Here is a 17,937-nt window from a genome sequence, read left to right as displayed (position 1 = left end):
CCATCCCCGCCACGACGCCGACCACCGGCACGTGCCGGCGCAACGCGACGATTGCGGCCTGAATCTCCGCGATCACCGCGAGACCGAGGTTCGCCTCCTGCAGCCGCACGCCGCCGGTTTCGAACAGCACGACGGGGCGCACGCGCTTGCCGCGTTCGCAGTCGCGCAGCGCCATTTCGAGCGTCGCGGCGATCTTGCTGCCCGACACTTCGCCGATGCTGCCGCCCTGGAACGCGGACTCGATTGCGGCGATGACGGCGGGCTCCCCGTCGATCGTGCCGCGCGCGATCACGCAGCCGTCGTCGGCTTGGCAGACGACGCCTTGCAGCGGCAGCCACGGCGACTCGATCCGGTCGAACGGGCCGAGCAATTCGCGGAAGCTGCCCGCGTCCAGCAGCGAGCGCGCGCGCTCGCGCGCGGGCAATTCGATGAAACTGTCGCGCAACAGCGGCGCGCAATGGGTGCTTGCACTCGTGGTCATGCGTCGTCCCCTTCTTCGGCGGCTTCGACCGCTTCCGCGAGCCGCAACGCGACCACGCCCGGCGTCGCGCCGAAGTCGTTGATTTCAATTTGCGCGGCGCCGTCGTAGCGGGTGAAGAAACGGTCGAGCACGCTTTTCCAGATGTGGCTGTAGCCGTCGACGCTGGTGCGCACGACCACATGCGCGGCGAGCGAGCCGCTGGGATCGGTGGGCGAGAGCAGCACTTCCAGATCGCCCGAACCCACCACGCCGACATGCGCGCGGGTCGTGACGGCGCGTTGCGCCGGATAGTCGAAGGTCAGATGTTCCATGGGTCTGGGCTCCGGCCGGCGTGGTGGTGCGCCAGCATGTCGAGAAAGAGGGTGGCGGCGAGCAGATCGGCTGCGCCGCCGGGCGATGCGTTGAGCGACAGCAACTCGTGTTCGAGCGCGGCGAGCGCGGCCCGGCCCGCGCGCGTCGAACTGCCGCCGGCTTGCAGCACGCGGCGCGCGCCATGCTGTCCGGCGTGCAGGCCGGGCAAGCCTGCGCGATGCAGCAGACAGGTGTCGTCGAGCGAGGCCATGATCGCGAGCAATGCATCGACGCGCGCGGCGTTTTCGTCGATGCCTTCGGCACGCGCCGCGAGCAGCGCGGGCAAGCCGACGTCGATCACGTGCGGGAAACCGTCTTGCGCTTCGCGGCGTGCGCCGCCGACCTGGTAGCGCTGCCTCGCGCGTTCGCCGTGACTGTCGGAGGGCGCGGCGAAGCGGTCCGGGAAGCAGGCAATTTGCGCGGCACGCGTGCAGATTTGCGATGCGTCTGGATGCTCGATATGACCGCCGGTCGAGCGAGGATCGGACGCAGCCGCAAAAGTACTCACGGGCGAAACCGCGCGGGCGTCCATCGCCGCCCCCGCGGCCAGCAAGCCGACGATCCAGATCGCGCCGCGATGTGCATTGCTGCCGCCAGTGGCCCGCAACATGTCCTGCTCGCCGGCGCGGCCGATCTGCGCGAGCTCGGTGCGCAGCAGCGCCGACGGTTCGCCACGGCGGCGCGCTGCGCGCGCGAGCGCCGCGAAGGTCGGTTCGAGTGCCTGTGCGGAACACAGCATCGTCGCGAGATCGAGATCGCGATGCGCGCCGCTGCCGCGCTGGTCGACCAGCGCGGGCTTGGGCGTGAGCTGCGCTTCTTCGATCAGCGCGGTGGTCGCATAGCCGGCCAGTTGCGCGTCGGACGGCGCGGCGCGGCGCGAATCGGCGCGCGTGGCATGGGCACCCGCGCGGGGCGATTGCGCGTCGCCCTCCAGCGCGGACGAGCGCTCCTGCGCACGCTTGAGCGAGGCAGCGGGCGCCATCGTCACCAGCTCCTGAAGCGAGCCGGCGGCGCATACAGACCGCCCGACCACGTCACCAGATCGTCGATGCTGCGTGCGGCCAGCAACGAACGCTTGGCTTCGCCGCGGCGGATGCCGAGATCTTCCGGATACGCGACGATGCCGCGCCGGCGCAGCTCGGCCGTCTTTTCAGGCCTGGCGCGCAAGCCGATCGGCGTGACGCCGGCCACGGCGGCGACTGCCGCGCGCCGCTCCTCGATGCCTTCGGCCTTGTGCAGATGCGCGATGCCTTCCTCGGTGACGACGTGGCTCACGTCGTCGCCGTAGATCATTACCGGCGCAACCGGCATGCCGTTTTTCGCGCCGACCGCGACCGCGTCGAGTTCATCGACGAAAGCGGGTTCACCGCCTTTCTTGTACGTCTCGGCCAGTTGCACGACCAGCTTCTGGCCGCGCGACACCGGGCCCTGATCCTTGAGCAGCTTGAGCCATGCTTCGCTCGAATGACGCCGGCCGCGCGGATCGTGGCCCATGTTCGGCGCACCGCCGAAGCCGGCGAGACGCCCACGCGTGACGGTCGACGAATTCGCGTCGGCGTCGATCTGCAAAGTCGAGCCGATGAACAGATCGACGCCGTATTGCCCGGCCAGTTGGCACAGCACGCGATTCGAGCGCAGGCTGCCGTCGTTGCCGGTGAAGAACACGTCGGGACGCGCCTCGATATAGGCCTCCATGCCGACCTCGCTGCCGAAGCAATGAATGCTGTCGACCCAGCCCGATTCGATCGCGGGGATCATCGTGGGATGCGGATTGAGCGTCCAGTTGCGGCAGATCTTGCCCTTCAGTCCTAACGATTCGCCGTAAGTAGGCAGCAGCAATTCGATCGCCGCGGTATCGAAGCCGATGCCGTGATTCAGCGAGCTCACTCCATAGGGCTCGTAGATGCCGCGAATCACCATCATGGCGGTGAGCACCTGCAGGTCGCCGATGTGGCGCGGATCGCGCGTGAAGAGCGGCTCGACGCCGAATGGCCGGTCCGCCTGCACGATTACGTCGACCCATGAGCCCGGGATGTCGACGCGCGGCAATTCGTCGACGATCTCGTTGACCTGCACGATCACGATGCCGTGCCGGAACGCGGCGGCCTCGGCGATGGTCGGCGTGTCCTCGGTATTCGGGCCGGTGTACAGATTGCCGTGGCGGTCGGCCTTTTCCGCGCACAGCAGCGCGACGCGCGGCGTCAGATCGACGAACATGCGCGCATACAGTTCGACGTACGTATAGATCGCGCCAATTTCCAGCTGGCCGTCTTCGAGCAGTTGCGCGACCCGCAAGCTCTGCGGCCCGGCAAACGAAAAATCGACCTTGTGCGCGATGCCGCGCTCAAACAGCGTCAGATGCTCAGGACGACTGATGCTCGAAATCAGCAGATGCACGTCATGCAGCTTTTGCGGATCGACCTTGGCGAACGAGCGGGACAGAAAGTCGGCCTGCTTCTGGTTATCGCCTTCGAGCGCGACGCGGTCGCCGGGCTGGATCAGCGTTTCGAGCGCATCGACGATGCGGTGGGTCGGCAGGATGCCGTCTTCGAGCCACGGAGCGATGGCGGCGAGGCGACGGTTCTTCTCGTCGCGGCGCGTGGTCCATGAACGGGCGGAGGGTAATGACGCAGCGGCTTCGGCGGGGCGGTTCATCGGCTCGGTCAACTCCCGGTGGTGGTGCGCGCGCGTCTGCCGCGCGGCTTCGGTTGATTCGCAAGCGCGGCTTCCGCCTGCGCCCGTTCGGTCAGAAAACGATGGAGCAGCTCGCCGGTGCCGAGCAGATGCGCGACAACGAGCGACTGGGCCATCGCGATGTCGCGCCGCTGCACGGCGTCGAGCAGCGCGGCGTGCTCATTGTCGGACTCGCCCTTGTACGCGGGCAAGCCGAACTTCAGGCGCAGATACCGTTCGCCGCGCCGATGCAGCATGCCGATCATATCCGCGAGTTGCGGACGCCCGGCGGGCGCATACAGGCTCATGTGAAACGCGGCATTGCGCGCGACGTACAGCGACGGGTCGGGCTCGCGTTCGGCGGAGTGGCACAGGTTCGCGGCGTCGCGCAGCGTCACGGCGCTGTGGTTGGGAATTGCAAGGCCGATCGCGAGGCTCTCGAGAGCGGAACGGATCTCGTAGATCTCGCGCGCTTCATCCGCCGACAACGGCGCGACTGTCACGCCTTTGTGCACTGCGGCTCTCACCCAGCCTTCGCTTTCGATCTGGCGCAGCGCCTCGCGCACCGGAATCGCGCTGACGGAGAAGTGCCGCGCGATCGCATCTTGGCGCAGCGGCGCGCCCGGCGCCAGCGTGCCGTCGACGATCGCCGCGCGCAGGGCCTCCGCGATCACACGCGAAGTGCTCTCGCGCGGCGCCGCAGCGGGCAAAAGCGGCCCGCGTGCCGGGGCGTCCAGGGGAAAACCATCTATTGCTTCGCTCATGGTATCAAATATTATATATAAAAAGACGCGCTTTACACGCGGGCAAACCCGGAAAGTTTTTGCCGGGCCTGCCCCGCAGGCCACGCCTCCGCCGTACAAAGGTGGCCTGTATCTGTCGATCTGCGCGCGCCATTCCATGTCGTCGTTCCCGGTAGTTCCGATTACGTACGCCCATCGCAGGGCCGGAGGAGCATGATGAATTCACTGACCGACAGTACACCGGTCGCGCGGCGCCGCACGCCGCTCAATCGTTCGCAGATCGTAGGTTTTTGGGGAGCATGGGCCGGCTGGACGCTCGACGGGATGGACTCGTTCATCTACGCGCTCGTGTTGACGCCGGCCTTGACCGAGCTGTTGCCGCGCTCCGGTTTTGCGGCCACGCCGGCGAACGTGGGTCTCGCCGGCTCGATCCTGTTTGCGCTGTTCCTGGTGGGGTGGGGGCTGTCGTTCATCTGGGGGCCGCTCGCCGATCGCTTTGGGCGCACCAAGGTGCTGGCCGGCACCATCTTCACGTTCGCGATTTTCACGGGGCTCGCCGCGACGTCCTCGAACGTGTGGGAACTCGGCATTTATCGCTTCATTGCGGGCGTCGGCATCGGCGGCGAGTGGGCGCTGGCGGGCACCTATGTGGCCGAAGCGTGGCCGGAGGATCGCCGCAAGATGGGCGCGGGTTATCTGCAAACGGGCTACTACGCGGGCTTCTTTCTCGCGGCGGCGCTCAACTACACGATCGGCGTGCACTTCGGCTGGCGCGCGATGTTCCTTACCGGCGCGGTGCCGGTGGTGGTCGCGATTCTGATTCTGCTGCGCGTGAAAGAGCCGGAGAAGTGGCAGAAGGCCGAAGCCAACGCCGTGCGGAGCAAGCCCCTGCGCGAAATCCTCGGGCCGGCCTATCGGCGCCGGACCTGGGTGGCGTGCATCCTCTTGACGATCGCGATCATCGGCTTGTGGGCGGGTGCGGTGTACGAGCCGTCCGCGGTGATTCAGCTGGCGACCCGCGCCGGCATGACGAAGGCCGATTCGATCAGGATGGCGTCGGTGGCGACGGGGCTTTTGTCCATCGCGACGATCATCGGCTGTCTCGCATTGCCGCCGCTCGCCGAGCGCATCGGCCGCAAGAAGACACTGGCGATTTACTTCACCGGCATGGCGGTATCGATCGCCGGCAGTTTCGGCTGGGCGTTCTATCTGCCGAACGGGCTCGCGCCGTTTATCGCGTGGCTCTGCGTGTTGGGCTTTTTCGGCGGCAATTTTGCGTTGTTCAGCCTGTGGCTGCCGGAGCAGTTCGAAACCCGCGTGCGGGCCACGGCGTTCGCGTTCTGTACGTCGTTCGGGCGGTTTGTCGGCGCGGGCGTCAACTTTCTGCTCGGTGCCGCGGTGCTGCGCATGCATACGCTCGGCGTGCCGGTCGCGTTGACGGCGCTCGCGTTCGTAATTGGTTTGTTCGTGATTCCGTTCGCACCGGAGACGAAGGGGGAGGTGTTGCCGCAGTGAGTTTGGCGGGGTGGCGCGAACAGGCCTTCAGCACGAATTAGGCAGGCCAGCCCAGGTGAATGGATTCAGCACAGCGTTGTCTGAATCCATTTTTTTGCAATCGGTTCGTTCTCCGGATGACCTTGCGCTCAGCCAGTACCTGCCAGTACCGCAGTGATAACGGCATTTGTCACTATTCGCGCCACTGTTTTTTTGAGTACACCGGGACGGTGCTTCTCCGAGCCTGTTAGCAATGAAGACTTTCACTTTTGAAGACCGGTTTGCCTGCTACGTGCGGCAGGCGAAGAAGCTGCCAGCGGTAGCGCGGAGCAGACGTCGTGACTGTTGAGTTCCGCGAAGAACGCGCGGCGACGCGGAAGCCCCCTTGCGAGTGGCGTGCTGACGGCGTGATGCCGCGCAAACTGTCGAACGCTGGATCACCGGAACATCAGAAACAATGAAGCGCGAAATCTGGCGCCACTTTTTTGCCGCAGTGAGACAGGATCTCAATCCGCGTGCCGCCGCGCCTGTCCACGAGGCCGCAGCAGCGACAGCAGCGGCCAGCCCAGATTGACGCCGAGGCTCGCCACCACGATCAGCGTCATGCCTGCGAGTTGCGGCAGCGACAGCGCCCGGCCGTACACCACCGCATCCACCACGATCGCGGTGAGCGGATAGACGAACAGCAGCACCGCGATCACCGGCGTGCTTAGCCTGGGCAGTGCGCCGTAGATCAGCACATAGGCCAAGCCCGTATGCAGCACGCCCATGCCGACCAGCCAGAACCACTGCGTCGGGCCGATATGCACCGCGGTGAGCGGCGCGATGAACGGCAGACACACCACGCCGACCGCGCATTGCGCGAGCGTCAGCAGATGCGGGCGCAGATTGCCGAGCCCTTTGGCGATCAACGTCACGCTCGCATACAGCAGCGACCCAACTAGCGCCTCGCCGATCCCGATCAGATAACCCGTATGGCCCTGCAGATGCTCCGTGGCCGCGACGCCCGAGGCGAGCACGAGCCCGACAAACGCGGTCGCGATCCAGCCGAGCCGATCCATACCGAGCCGCTCATTGAACAGCGCCGCGCCGATCAGCACGACCCAGAACGGCTGCACGTGAAACACCACGGTCGCCACGGCAATGCTGGTGCGATGGATCGCGTCGAAAAAGCCAACCCACTGCGTGACCATCAGCACGCCCGAGAGCAACGCGAGCGCGACGGTGCGGCGCGTGAAATGTGATCGCTTGAAAAAGCCCTTCCATGCGCAATACGCGGCAAGCGCCAGAAACCCGAACAGGCAGCGAAAGAACACGAGCGTCAGCGCGCCGAGCCGCGCCTCCTCGACGAAGACGCCTAGCGTGCCCATCAGCAGCCCGCCGCTCGCGAGCGTGATCGCGCCTTGTTGACGTTGGGTGAGGGACATGCGAAGCGGCTCCGAAACGTGATATCCCGAGTATTGCGCGGCTTGCGTGGCACCGACAAACGAATTAAATTGAGTAATTCCATCAGCCGGATTGATAAATCATGCACCCCGAATTCGACGTCGACCTGTTGCGCAGCTTTGTCGCGGTGGTGGAGACGGGCAGCTTCACGAAAGCGGCGACCACCGTGCATCGCTCGCAGGCGGCCGTCAGCATGCAGATCAAACGGCTCGAAACCATGCTCGGCACCACGTTGTTCGCGCGCAATACGCGCAATCTGTCGCTCACGCGGCCCGGCAATACGCTGCTCGAATACGCGCGGCGCGTGCTCGCGCTGCACGAGGAGGCCTGGTCGGCGATCGTGCGGCCCGAGGTGACGGGACGCGTGGTGCTCGGCGCGCCGGACGATTACGTCTCGTCGCTGCTGTCGCCGGTGTTGCGGCGTTTCTCGAACCTGTATCCGCATGTGGAGATCGAGATCGTCTGCGCACAAAGCACGTCGCTCGCACCGATGCTGGCCGATAACAAGATCGATCTCGCGTTCGTCACGCGCGACCGCAAGTTGCGTGGCGAATTCGTGCGCAGCGAGCCGATGGTGTGGGTGGGGGCGTCGGTGGATACGCCGGTGCTGGCGGCGTCGCCGTTACCGGTGGGACTCTACGAGCCCGGCTGTGTCGCGCGCCGGCACACGCTGGCCGCACTGGACGGCGCGCGGATCCGCTATCGGGCGGCGTTCAGCAGCGCGAGCCTGATGGGACTGGTGGCGACCGTGGATGCGGGGTTGTCGGTGATCGCACTCACGCGTTGCAGCGTGCCGGCGCGGCTCGCGATTCTCGGCGAAGCGCAAGGCTTGCCGAAGATCGCGCCATTGGAAATCGTGGTGGCGCGCAGCGCCAAATCGGACCGCCCGACCTGCGATTATCTGGCTGCGCAGATGGTGCAGGATCTGTCGTTGCGCGCGCCGGCGCGTGGGGTCGGCGTGTAGGTGAAATTCGCGAGCGTTTGCGTGCCGAGCGGCGAGAGCAGCGGCGCGAACCTCCGTGCCTGCGCACAAAGCGGCGGTGTCGGTCATGACCGGAAGCACGGGTTCTGGTTTATCGGTAGCGTACGGGGTCGGGCGCGAACGGCATCAGAAATTGATGTTGGTCCGCACGCCGATGACGAACGTGTTGCGCAGCGGCTGCGTCGGGTCGTTCGGATTCTGGCCGGCGCCGGCATTGAACGTGTATTGCGCGTCAGCTTGCAGTTGCCACCACGGATTGACCTTGTACTGATAGGTCGCCTCGAGCGTGGTTTCGCTGGTGCGCACGCCGTAGGGCCCGTTGGTGAAGGCCCGGAAATCTTCATCGAGTCCGTGCACGTGATTGCCGACCTTGATGTAGGTGAGCGCGAGGCCGACGCTATCGTCGTCGCGGCCGGCGAATGGTGCTTTCAGCACGACCCCGAGGTTGGCCGCGATGCTCACCAGGTTGCGGTCGCCGGGGCCGCCCATCACGCGCGCGAACACACCGAGACTGCGCGGCTCGTCAGGATCAGGACGCCAGACCATCTGGTCGGCTACCGCGTAGATGCTGTAGTTGCCGCGATGATTCGCGGGCACGCCGGTCGATGCGGGATTCGCCATTGACAAGCCGTTGTTGTCGTAGCGCTGGTCCGCGAAACTGTTGTTGTTGTACCAGACGCCGATCTTGTAGGTGCCGGGCAATGCCTTGCTGCCGGTGCGGGCCATTTCGCCGTCGGCCGGCTGGTTGATCGCGTATTGCAACTCGCCGATCCACAACGTGCCGTTGTGCAGATTGAAGTTGGTGCCGCTCAGGTTGTCCGGGTTGTTGCCGAGCGGGTCGCCGGAGAACACGCCCGCCAACGCCGTCAACGAAGGCGTGATCTGGCCACGCACGCGCACGCCGAGGCCCGCCAGCGGATACGCCGGACCGCCGGACGGCATGTTGTACGAGGGCAGGGCGGGCCAGCCGAACATCGTGTTCAGGAACAGAGCCGAGTACTGGCTCGTGATGAATTCCTGGTCAATACTTTGCTGACCGATCTTCACGTCGAGACGTTTGTTCAGAAACGACTGCTGATACCACAATTCCCACAGGCGAGTGGTGTCCTCGGCTTCGATGCCGCTTGCGGTATTCAGTGTGCCGAGCTTGTTGGCGCTCAGGTTGGCGCCGTGAATCTGCAACGCGCTGACGTTGAACAGGCCGCCGGGCAGCCCGAACGCTTTTTGCGTATCCATCTGCACAGTGGCGGTCGTCAGACCGTCGTAGTCCGCGCCGCGCGCGAGGCCGCCGCGCAGATTGGCGAGCACTTCGCTGGTCTCGGTGAGCGTGAATGTCACGCCGTACTTGCCGAGCCAGGGGCGCAGGCCGCCGATGTCGCCGAGCATCTGCTCGCGGTTCCAGAAGCTGGTCCACTGGCCCGTCTGGGCGGCCTTCATCTTCAGATCGGCTTCGGGGGCTTCCGGTGCGGCATCGGGATTGGCTTCGGGATTGGTTTCGGCCATCGCGGCAGAGGCCGTCAACGATGCCCAGGCGAATGCGGTGCACAGGGCGACGCGCCGCATCGAAGGCAAGCGGGTACGATAAGTTGCGCTGGCCCGCACCGCGCTATCGCGAACGGAACGTGCCTGCGCGACGGCGCCATTGAGATGGGCGAACTTCATCGAAATCCTTATTGGTTTTGTTCCGACTGATTACTCATCACGGGAACTGGCGATGTTGCCAGCCCACGATTTGCCTAACAGCCGGCGACGTCGTGCAGCAAATTAGCGCGAATCGTACCCACGCGTGGGGCAGGCGTCAATTTAGATGAGAACGGTTCTCATCAATATTGATGGCATGTCATTTTGTCCGTTTCGTGCAGCTACTCATTGATAGTTGTACGTCATTTGAACCGAATGAAAAGGTCATTGAATCGCATGGGTGTGGTCAGGTCGAACGTCCTCGCACGTGACATGTCGAAGCGCACGATCAACCCCGAAGCCCTACACAGTAAGGAGAGAAAGATGAAAACCCGCATTCTTTTAATGTCGATGCTGATCGGCGGCAGTGTGCTTGCGAGCGGCGTGGCAAGCGCGCAACTGAATCTGAAGCAGTTCGGCCTTGGCGGCGGCAATAGTTCGGCGGGTACCGCGCCGGCTTCCGAAGGCGGCATGTCGCAGCTGCTGCAAACCTATGCGGGGGCGAACCAGCAGGTGCTGAGCGGCCAGTCGAGCCTCGCGTCGGCGATGGGCATGAGCAGTGCTGCAGGTGAGGCGCAGCAGGCCGCGGGTCTGCTGAGCGGCGGAACGCCCTCGGTGAGTCAATTGACGCAGGTGGGCAGCACGCAGCAGTCGCTCTCGCAGAAGCTGACGGATGCGTTCGCGAGTCATGCGAGCGGCAGCGCGTCGGCGGCACCGGTCGACAAGCAGGCGTTCACGGACGGCCTGTCATCGCTCGGCAAGGGCGTGAGCCAGTATTCGAGCCTGCAGTCAGGACTTGGCAGCATCGGTCAGATGAGCCCGTCTTCGCTGTTGCAGTCGGGGCTGAATCCGCAGACGGCGCAGAGTGCGTCTTACATCGCACAGTCGGCGCCGGGCCAGTTGCAATCGCTGATGTCCACGCTGAATTCGGCGGTGCAGTTCGCATCGAGCCACGGCATTACCGTGCCGTCGATCGCGACGTCGGCATTGAAGGGAATGCAGTAGCGGGCGGTACACGTGTCGGGCGCCGCTCATGCAGTAGGGCCGCGCCCCACGCGGTGACGGAAAAGCGGCGAGGCGCGCGCATCGGGCAAGCGGCAAGCAGGCGTGGCAAATGCGGCTATGATCTTGTCCCGAAACCGTCGGATCGCGTACCGGGCCGAGTGTGCAGGTCCGTCAGCGTCCAGCTCTGTAACCTACCGGACCACGCCGATGTCATACGTCGTCAATCTGCCACACTACTTTGCCCGCATCGGCTACGAAGGCCCGCGCGCGGCCACGCTGGAAGTCCTTCAGACGATTCACAGGCTGCATCCCGCAGCGATTCCGTTCGAGAATCTGAACCCGCTCACGCGGCGGCCGGTGAAGCTGGACCTCGAATCGGTCGAGAGCAAACTCGTCACCGCACGGCGCGGCGGTTATTGCTTCGAACAGAACGCGCTGTTCGCCAACGTGCTGATGCAACTGGGTTTCAAGGTCACGCCGCTGCTCGGGCGCGTAGTGTGGGGGCGCGAGTCCGACGCGGTTCCACCTCGCACGCACATGGTGCTGCGCATCGACATTGGAACCGATGCGTGGATCGCCGACGTCGGCTTCGGCAGCGTCACGCTGACCGCGCCGCTGCGGTTAACCACGGGTCTCGCGCAACCGACGCCGCTTGGCACGTTCCGCCTCGCCGATGCATCGCGCGACGCGCTGTATCTCGAAGTGCAGGCTCTCGACGAAAGCTGGGCGCGCGTCTATCGCTTCGACTTGCAGCCGGTGGAGTGGATCGATTACGAAACCTCGAACTGGTACACGTCGACGTCGCCCGATTCGATTTTCGCCAGCAACCTGATCGTGTGCCGCGTGTTGCCGGAAGCACGTCTCACGCTGTTCAACGATCAGCTGAACGAGCGCGCTGGCAGCGGGCAGATGATTAGCGAGCGGCAACTCGTCAGCGCCGACGAACTCGCCGTATGCCTGCACGAGCGCTTCGGTCTGGACACCGGCGACATCGACATCGCCGAGGTGTTCGAACGCGTGCGCACGCCGGCGCAAAGCGCATAACGTGTAGCGTTAAACGTGCAGCGCCGCCGCGATGATCAAGCGCCTCGTCCTGCAAACGGTGGTCTGGCTGGCGGCGATGGGCGCGCTGCTGTTCGGCGCGGCGGGCAGCTTCGCGTGGCCGGCCGCCTGGTGGTATCTGATCGAACTGGGCGCATTGAGTCTGTGGATCGGCCTGTGGCTCGCGCGCCATGATCCAGGCCTTCTCGCTGAACGTCTCGCACCGTTCGTGCAGGCACAGCAAAGCCGCTGGGACCGTCTCTTCATGATCGGCGTCGCGCTCGTGTGGTGCGCCTGGCTCATCGCGATGGGGTTCGACGCGATGCGCTTCCAATGGTCCGCACCGCTGCCTGTCTGGCTGGTCAGTCTCGGTTCGCTTTGCGTGTTCCTCTGCCTCTTCATGTGCCGGTTCGTGTTCGAGGCCAACAGTTATGCCGCGCCCGTCGTCAAGATTCAGGCAAGCCGCGGCCATAAGGTGATCGACACCGGCCCTTACGCGCACGTCCGGCATCCGATGTATGCCGCCGCGCTGCTGCTGCTCGTCGGTACACCGTTGCTGCTCGGGTCATGGTGGGGACTCGCGTTCGTGCCCGTGATGGTGTTTGGCATGGGTTGGCGCGCGGTGCGCGAGGAGCGCGTCCTCGCGGAGCAACTCGAGGGTTATAGCGAGTACATGGCGCGCGTGCGTTATCGCTTCGTGCCGTTCATCTGGTAGTGCGAATTGGTCTTCAGGCGTGAACCTGTCTAGACAAAGTGATTGGCGCGTCATGCACGCGGCAGCTTCATTACGCGACGTCCGGCCACTAACCCCCCCCTGAAGAGCCTTATCGCACGGCGTAAAGTAGGGGTTTGCCCGATGATCGCGGCCATTTCCATTGAATCCACTTGCAGCCGCTTTTTGACTCGTGCAAGCTTGTCTATACAAATCAACGTGAAAAAAAAGCTCAAGCACCCAGCTCGACGGTTTCCTCAATCAAAAGGAGTTTCGACGTGAAAGTGAAGCGCAGAACGGCAGCAAACGCATTCATGGGCGCCGTTCTCGGCGCCGTGGCGATGTTCGCGGCCCCGGTGCAGGCCAAAGACTGGAAGACGGTGACGATCGCGCTGGAAGGCGGCTACGCGCCGTGGAATCTGACCTTGCCTGGTGGCAAGCTGGGCGGCTTCGAACCCGAACTGGTCGCCAATCTGTGTGAGCGCGCCAAGCTGCAATGCAATCTCGTCGCGCAGGATTGGGACGGCATGATTCCCGGTCTGCAAGCCGGAAAGTTCGACGTCCTGATGGATGCGATCTCGATCACGCCGGAGCGTGAGAAAGTCATCGCATTCTCGCGGCCCTACGCCGCGACGCCTGCCACGTTCGCCGTGGCCGATGCGAAGATCTTGCCGAAGGCTGCGCCTAGCGCCGCCCTCGTCAAGCTCTCGGGCGACCCGAAGGCCGACCAGCCGGCCATCGACGCGCTGCGCAAGCAGTTGAAGGGCAAGACCATCGGCATCCAGTCGGGCACGGTCTACACCAAATTCATCAACGACGGTTTCAAGGACGTCGCCAGCATTCGCGTCTACAAGACCTCGCCTGAACGCGATCTGGATCTGGCCAACGGCCGCATCGACGCTTCGTTCGACGACGTGACCTACTACGCCGCCAACATCGACAAGAAGGAAACCGCGTCGATCACGATGGCCGGACCGAAGATCGGCGGCCCGATCTGGGGGCCGGGCGAAGGGCTCGCATTCCGCAAGCAGGACGCCGATCTGAGGGCGAAGTTCGACACCGCGATCGGTGCAGCACTCGCCGACGGCACCGTCAAAAAGCTTTCCGAAAAGTGGTTCAAGACCGACGTCACGCCTTGATGCGTCGAGCGCTCGGTAGAGGCGGCGCGCGCAACGAGCGTGCGCATGCCGGCTGGTTCGATCCGCGGTCATAGACGAGGAGTAGGGAATGGCTCTGATAGAAATGCTCGGCTTCGGGCCGGAAGGCTGGGGCGGGGTGTTGCTGCTCGCGGCGTTGATGACGGTCGCGCTCACGCTGGCCGCGCTCGCGGTAGGCGCCGTGCTCGGCGCGCTGGTGGCGGCGGCCAAGCTATCGCGCTTTCGCACGCTGCGCGTGATCGGCGATATCTACACGACGGTGTTTCGTGGCGTGCCTGAGCTGCTCGTGATCTATCTGTTTTATTTCGGCGGCTCGACGCTCGTGACCACCGTCGGCCAGTGGTTCGGCGCGGAAGGTTTCGTCGGCGTGCCGCCGTTCGTGGTCGGCGCACTGGCGGTCGGCATGATTTCGGGCGCGTATCAGGCCGAGGTGTATCGCGCGGCGGTGCTGGCCGTGGCGCGCGGCGAACTCGAAGCCGCGCGCTCGATCGGCATGCCGACGCTGACGATGGCGCGCCGCATTCTGATTCCGCAAGTCCTGCGCTTTGCGCTGCCGGGCATCGGCAACGTCTGGCAGCTCAGCCTTAAGGATTCGGCGCTGATCTCCGTGACGGGGCTCGCGGAGCTGCTGCGCACGAGCCAGGTGGCGGCCGGCTCCACGCACCAGTACTTCACGTTCTTCGTGGTGGGCGGCGCGCTGTATCTGCTGATGACCAGCATCTCGAACCGGGTCTTCAACCACGCCGAGGCGCGCGTGGGCCGGTCCTTCAAGCGCAACTTCGCGCGCAACTGACGGGAGCGGCCACCATGCATTTCGATTTCGACTTTCTGCTCGACACGCTCAAGCAACTGATCGCCGCGGTGCCGACCACGCTCGGGCTGTTCTTCTGCTCGCTGATACTCGGCGGCCTGCTGTCGCTCGTGATCGTAACGATGCGCGTCTCGCCGCACTGGTTGCCGAACCGCTTCGCACGCGCTTATATCCTCGTGTTTCGCGGCTCGCCGCTACTGATCCAGATGTTCCTCGTCTACTACGGCATGGGCCAGTTCGGCGTGATTCGCGAGAGCTTCCTGTGGCCGGTATTGCGCGAGCCGTACCTGTGCGCGGTTTTATCGCTCGCGCTGTGTACGGCGGGATACACCGCCGAGATCATTCGCGGCGGCCTGATGGCCGTGCCGGTCGGGCAGATCGAGGCGGGTCATGCGATCGGCCTGTCGGGCTTCGCGCTGCTGCGCCGTGTGATCGGTCCGATTGCCTTGCGCCAGTGTCTGCCCGCGTATTCGACCGAAGCCGTGCTGCTCGTCAAGTCGACCGCGCTCGCGAGCCTCGTCACGGTGTGGGAGGTGACCGGCGTCGCGCAGCAGATCATCCAGCAGAGCTATCGCACGACTGAAGTGTTCATCTGTGCGGCGCTGATCTATCTGTTTCTGAACTTCCTGATCGTGCGTGCGCTCGGGCTGCTCGAAACGCGTCTGTCGCGCCATTTGCGCGCGGCGCCCGCGCAGCGCGCACCAGGCCCTCCGGTCTCGGGCACCACTGAAACCCGCCGCGCCGCGTCCTGAATGACCGGCCCGTCCGGCTTGAATCTGGATTGAACCTGGAGAATTACATGAACCCTACGGCACCCGTCGCACTGTCGGTCAAGAACATTCATAAATCGTTTGGCGAGCATCACGTGCTCAAAGGCATTTCGCTCGATGCGCACCAGGGCGACGTGATCTCGATTCTCGGCGCGAGCGGCTCGGGCAAGAGCACGTTCCTGCGCTGTCTGAACCTGCTCGAAACACCCGACGACGGTTCGGTCGCGCTCGCTGGCGAAGAATTGAAGATGAAACGCCGCGGCGACGGCAAGCTGCAACCGAGCGACCGCCGCCAGGTGGACCGCGTGCGCTCGCAACTCGGCATGGTGTTCCAGAACTTCAATCTCTGGTCGCATATGACGGTGCTGGAGAATCTGATCGAAGGGCCGATGCGTGTGCAAAAGCGCAGCCGCGCCGAGTCCGTCGAAGAGGCCGAGGCGTTGCTCGCGAAAGTCGGTCTTGCGGAGAAGCGCGGCCACTATCCGGCGCATCTGTCGGGTGGTCAGCAGCAGCGCGTTGCAATTGCACGCGCGCTCGCGATGCATCCGAAGGTGATGTTGTTCGACGAACCCACTTCGGCGCTCGATCCCGAACTGGTGGGCGAAGTGCTGCGCGTAATGCGCTCGCTCGCCGAAGAGGGTCGCACGATGCTGGTCGTCACGCACGAGATGGGTTTCGCGCGTCATGTGTCGAACCGCGTGATGTTCCTGCATCAGGGGCAAGTGGAAGCGGACGGCACGCCCGACGAAGTGTTCGTTCAATGCAAGTCTGAGCGCTTCCGGCAATTCGTGTCGAGTCATCAGGACCGCAGTACCCACTGATCACTATCACCAGGTAATTGACCGAGCAGAGCACTATCATGGCCGTGATCCGTTCCGAACGTCCTCTCGACTGGTCTCAGGTGGCGGCAGTCGCCGCCGGCGAGCCGCTCGAACTTTGCAGCGATGCCCGCGCGCGCATGATGGCGGCGCGTGTGCTCGTCGAGCAGATCGTCGCGCGCGGGATTCGCGCGTATGGCGTGAATACCGGCGTGGGCGCGCTGTGCGACGTGATCGTGTCGCCGGCCGAGCAGCGCACGCTGTCGCGCAACATTCTGATGAGCCACGCGGTCGGTGTCGGCGCGCCGCTCGGATCCGCCGAGACGCGCGCGATCATGGCCGCGGCCGTCAACAACTTCGCGCACGGGCATTCGGGGATTCGCCTCGAAGTCGCGGAGCAACTGGTGGCCTTGCTCAACGCGGATTGCTTGCCCGAGGTGCCCGCCTTCGGCTCGGTGGGTTATCTGAGCCACATGGCGCATATCGCACTGGTTTGTATCGGTGAGGGACATGTGCGTTATCGCGGCGAGCGGCTCAAGGGGCGCGACGCTTTGCACATGCTCGGGCTCGAGCCGCTCGTGCTCGAAGCGAAGGAAGGGCTGAGCCTGATCAACGGCACGCCGTGCGTCACCGGCCTCGCGGCGCTCGCGATGGCGCGCGCGGCACGTCTGCTCGACTGGACCGACATGGTCGCCGCGATGAGCTTCGAGAATCTGCGCGGGCAGCTCGCGGCCTTCGACGAAGACTCGCTCGCGCTGCGCATTTCCGCCGGCCTCAATCTGGTCGGCGAGCGGATGCGCATCACGCTCGCCGACAGCGGCATTCTCGCGGCGGTGGTCGGTCAACGTACGCAAGACCCGCTGAGCATGCGGACCATCCCACATGTGCACGGCGCCGCGCGCGACGTGCTGGCCGCAACCGCCGACGTGGTCAATCGCGAACTCGCGTCCATCACCGACAACCCGATCGTCGCCGGCACGCCGGACGCGCCGCGCGTCCATTCGCAGGCGCATGCGGTGGGCGCGTCGATCGCGCTGGCCATGGACAGCCTCGCCACCGCGATCGCCCAGGTCGCCGCGATGGCCGAGCGGCGCCTCGACCGTCTCGTCAATCCGCTGGTCAGCGGCTTGCCGGCGTTTCTCGCGGAACCGGGCGGCACCTGTTCGGGCTTCATGATCGCGCAGTACACGGCGGCCTCGCTGGTGGCGCAGAACCGGCGCCTCGCGATGCCCGCGAGTCTCGACGGCGGCATCACGTCGGGCCTGCAGGAGGATCACCTGTGCCACGCCACGCCTGCCGCGCTCAAGGCACTGGAAATCATCGACAACGCCGGGCGCATCGTTGCGATCGAATTGCTGGCGGCGGCGCAAGCCTACGATCTGCAGAGTATCGACGCGCCGCGCGCGCCGCATACCGAAGCGCTGCGGCAACGCGTGCGGTGCGTCGTGCCGACATATCGCGACGACCGCCCGCTCGCCGACGACATGAGCGTCGCGTTCCGGATGATCGCCGACGAGGCGCCGCCGCCGTTGCCGAACCCCGGTAACCTTGGGCCCAGGTCGGCCACCTCCGTCGACGGTGCGCAGCAGCTCGCGCGCGTGACGGTGACGAATCTGGCGGCCGCGGGCAACGTCCGTGCAGCCGCGAGCGCCGCGATCAATGACGGGCACGCCGCCGCCCACATGGCATGATGGACCACCATGCCGGTGAGCGGGCTGACCTGCCGGCGAACCGGCTTCGGTGCACAACCCTGTACCACCGCGTACCACCCAC

At 65.0% G+C, this 17,937-nt stretch carries 17 protein-coding genes; 10 read left to right on the top strand and 7 right to left on the bottom strand.

Annotation, left to right across the window (positions count from 1 at the left end; translation table 11 throughout):
* From CIC12_RS10205 to CIC12_RS10185, 5 genes are all read right to left on the bottom strand, one after another.
* Positions 1-481, bottom strand: a 481-nt coding sequence (locus CIC12_RS10205; RefSeq protein ID WP_274597550.1) for a carboxyl transferase domain-containing protein, incomplete at its 3' end; no start/stop codon positions are given.
* On the bottom strand, positions 478-792 hold the full coding sequence (locus CIC12_RS10200; RefSeq protein ID WP_168664006.1) for a malonate decarboxylase subunit delta: 315 nt from the start codon (positions 790-792) through the stop codon (positions 478-480). The genes CIC12_RS10205 and CIC12_RS10200, both read right to left, overlap by 4 nt.
* The gene (locus CIC12_RS10195; protein WP_168664005.1) at positions 780-1,814 is read right to left on the bottom strand and encodes a triphosphoribosyl-dephospho-CoA synthase; all 1,035 of its coding nucleotides are present in this window, start codon (positions 1,812-1,814) and stop codon (positions 780-782) included. Before CIC12_RS10195 ends, CIC12_RS10200 begins: the two co-directional genes overlap by 13 nt.
* Before the next feature lie 2 nt (positions 1,815-1,816).
* Positions 1,817-3,487, bottom strand: coding sequence for a malonate decarboxylase subunit alpha (mdcA, locus tag CIC12_RS10190; RefSeq protein WP_168664004.1), 1,671 nt, complete (start codon positions 3,485-3,487; stop codon positions 1,817-1,819).
* A gap of 8 nt (positions 3,488-3,495) precedes the next feature.
* Positions 3,496-4,269 carry a GntR family transcriptional regulator gene (locus CIC12_RS10185; RefSeq protein WP_168664003.1) on the bottom strand — a complete coding sequence of 258 codons (774 nt, stop codon included), beginning with the start codon at positions 4,267-4,269 and terminating at the stop codon, positions 3,496-3,498.
* A gap of 195 nt (positions 4,270-4,464) precedes the next feature.
* On the opposite strand from CIC12_RS10185, the gene CIC12_RS10180 reads away from it, so the two are divergent.
* Positions 4,465-5,763, top strand: coding sequence for an MFS transporter (locus CIC12_RS10180; protein WP_174771998.1), 1,299 nt, complete (start codon positions 4,465-4,467; stop codon positions 5,761-5,763).
* 485 nt (positions 5,764-6,248) lie between these two features.
* Here CIC12_RS10180 and CIC12_RS10175 read toward each other — a convergent pair whose 3' ends face one another.
* Positions 6,249-7,169 carry a DMT family transporter gene (locus CIC12_RS10175; RefSeq protein ID WP_168664001.1) on the bottom strand — a complete coding sequence of 307 codons (921 nt, stop codon included), beginning with the start codon at positions 7,167-7,169 and terminating at the stop codon, positions 6,249-6,251.
* A 101-nt stretch (positions 7,170-7,270) separates the two neighbouring features.
* Here CIC12_RS10175 and CIC12_RS10170 point away from each other — a divergent pair, with 101 nt between their 5' ends.
* Positions 7,271-8,152 (top strand): LysR family transcriptional regulator, encoded by an 882-nt coding sequence (locus CIC12_RS10170; RefSeq protein ID WP_168664000.1) that lies wholly within the window; start codon positions 7,271-7,273, stop codon positions 8,150-8,152.
* 144 nt (positions 8,153-8,296) lie between these two features.
* On the opposite strand, the gene CIC12_RS10165 is transcribed toward CIC12_RS10170, so the two are convergent.
* On the bottom strand, positions 8,297-9,832 hold the full coding sequence (locus CIC12_RS10165; protein ID WP_168663999.1) for a carbohydrate porin: 1,536 nt from the start codon (positions 9,830-9,832) through the stop codon (positions 8,297-8,299).
* Positions 9,833-10,174: 342 nt separating this feature from the next.
* Between CIC12_RS10165 and CIC12_RS10160 the strand changes: the two genes are divergently transcribed.
* From CIC12_RS10160 to CIC12_RS10125, 8 genes are all read left to right on the top strand, one after another.
* Complete coding sequence (locus CIC12_RS10160; protein WP_168663998.1) at positions 10,175-10,855, top strand: hypothetical protein; 681 nt, start codon at positions 10,175-10,177, stop codon at positions 10,853-10,855.
* Positions 10,856-11,062: 207 nt separating this feature from the next.
* Positions 11,063-11,899, top strand: coding sequence for an arylamine N-acetyltransferase family protein (locus CIC12_RS10155; RefSeq protein WP_168663997.1), 837 nt, complete (start codon positions 11,063-11,065; stop codon positions 11,897-11,899).
* Positions 11,900-11,930: 31 nt separating this feature from the next.
* Positions 11,931-12,611 carry a methyltransferase family protein gene (locus CIC12_RS10150; RefSeq protein WP_168663996.1) on the top strand — a complete coding sequence of 227 codons (681 nt, stop codon included), beginning with the start codon at positions 11,931-11,933 and terminating at the stop codon, positions 12,609-12,611.
* A gap of 311 nt (positions 12,612-12,922) precedes the next feature.
* The gene (locus tag CIC12_RS10145) at positions 12,923-13,747 is read left to right on the top strand and encodes a transporter substrate-binding domain-containing protein (RefSeq protein WP_174771995.1); all 825 of its coding nucleotides are present in this window, start codon (positions 12,923-12,925) and stop codon (positions 13,745-13,747) included.
* A gap of 88 nt (positions 13,748-13,835) precedes the next feature.
* On the top strand, positions 13,836-14,558 hold the full coding sequence (locus tag CIC12_RS10140) for an ABC transporter permease (protein WP_168663994.1): 723 nt from the start codon (positions 13,836-13,838) through the stop codon (positions 14,556-14,558).
* Between the two features lie 14 nt (positions 14,559-14,572).
* Entirely contained in the window at positions 14,573-15,328 is a 756-nt protein-coding gene (locus tag CIC12_RS10135) for an ABC transporter permease (protein WP_168663993.1), read from the top strand.
* 47 nt (positions 15,329-15,375) lie between these two features.
* Entirely contained in the window at positions 15,376-16,167 is a 792-nt protein-coding gene (locus CIC12_RS10130; RefSeq protein ID WP_168663992.1) for an ABC transporter ATP-binding protein, read from the top strand.
* 38 nt (positions 16,168-16,205) lie between these two features.
* The gene (locus CIC12_RS10125; protein WP_168663991.1) at positions 16,206-17,855 is read left to right on the top strand and encodes an HAL/PAL/TAL family ammonia-lyase; all 1,650 of its coding nucleotides are present in this window, start codon (positions 16,206-16,208) and stop codon (positions 17,853-17,855) included.
* Positions 17,856-17,937: the final 82 nt, after the last annotated feature.

Source organism: Paraburkholderia sp. SG-MS1, from assembly GCF_012275575.1.
In the GTDB taxonomy this organism is placed as follows: domain Bacteria; phylum Pseudomonadota; class Gammaproteobacteria; order Burkholderiales; family Burkholderiaceae; genus Paraburkholderia.
Note: the sequence above shows the minus strand (reverse complement) of the source record. Positions and strands in the feature narration are given on the sequence as shown.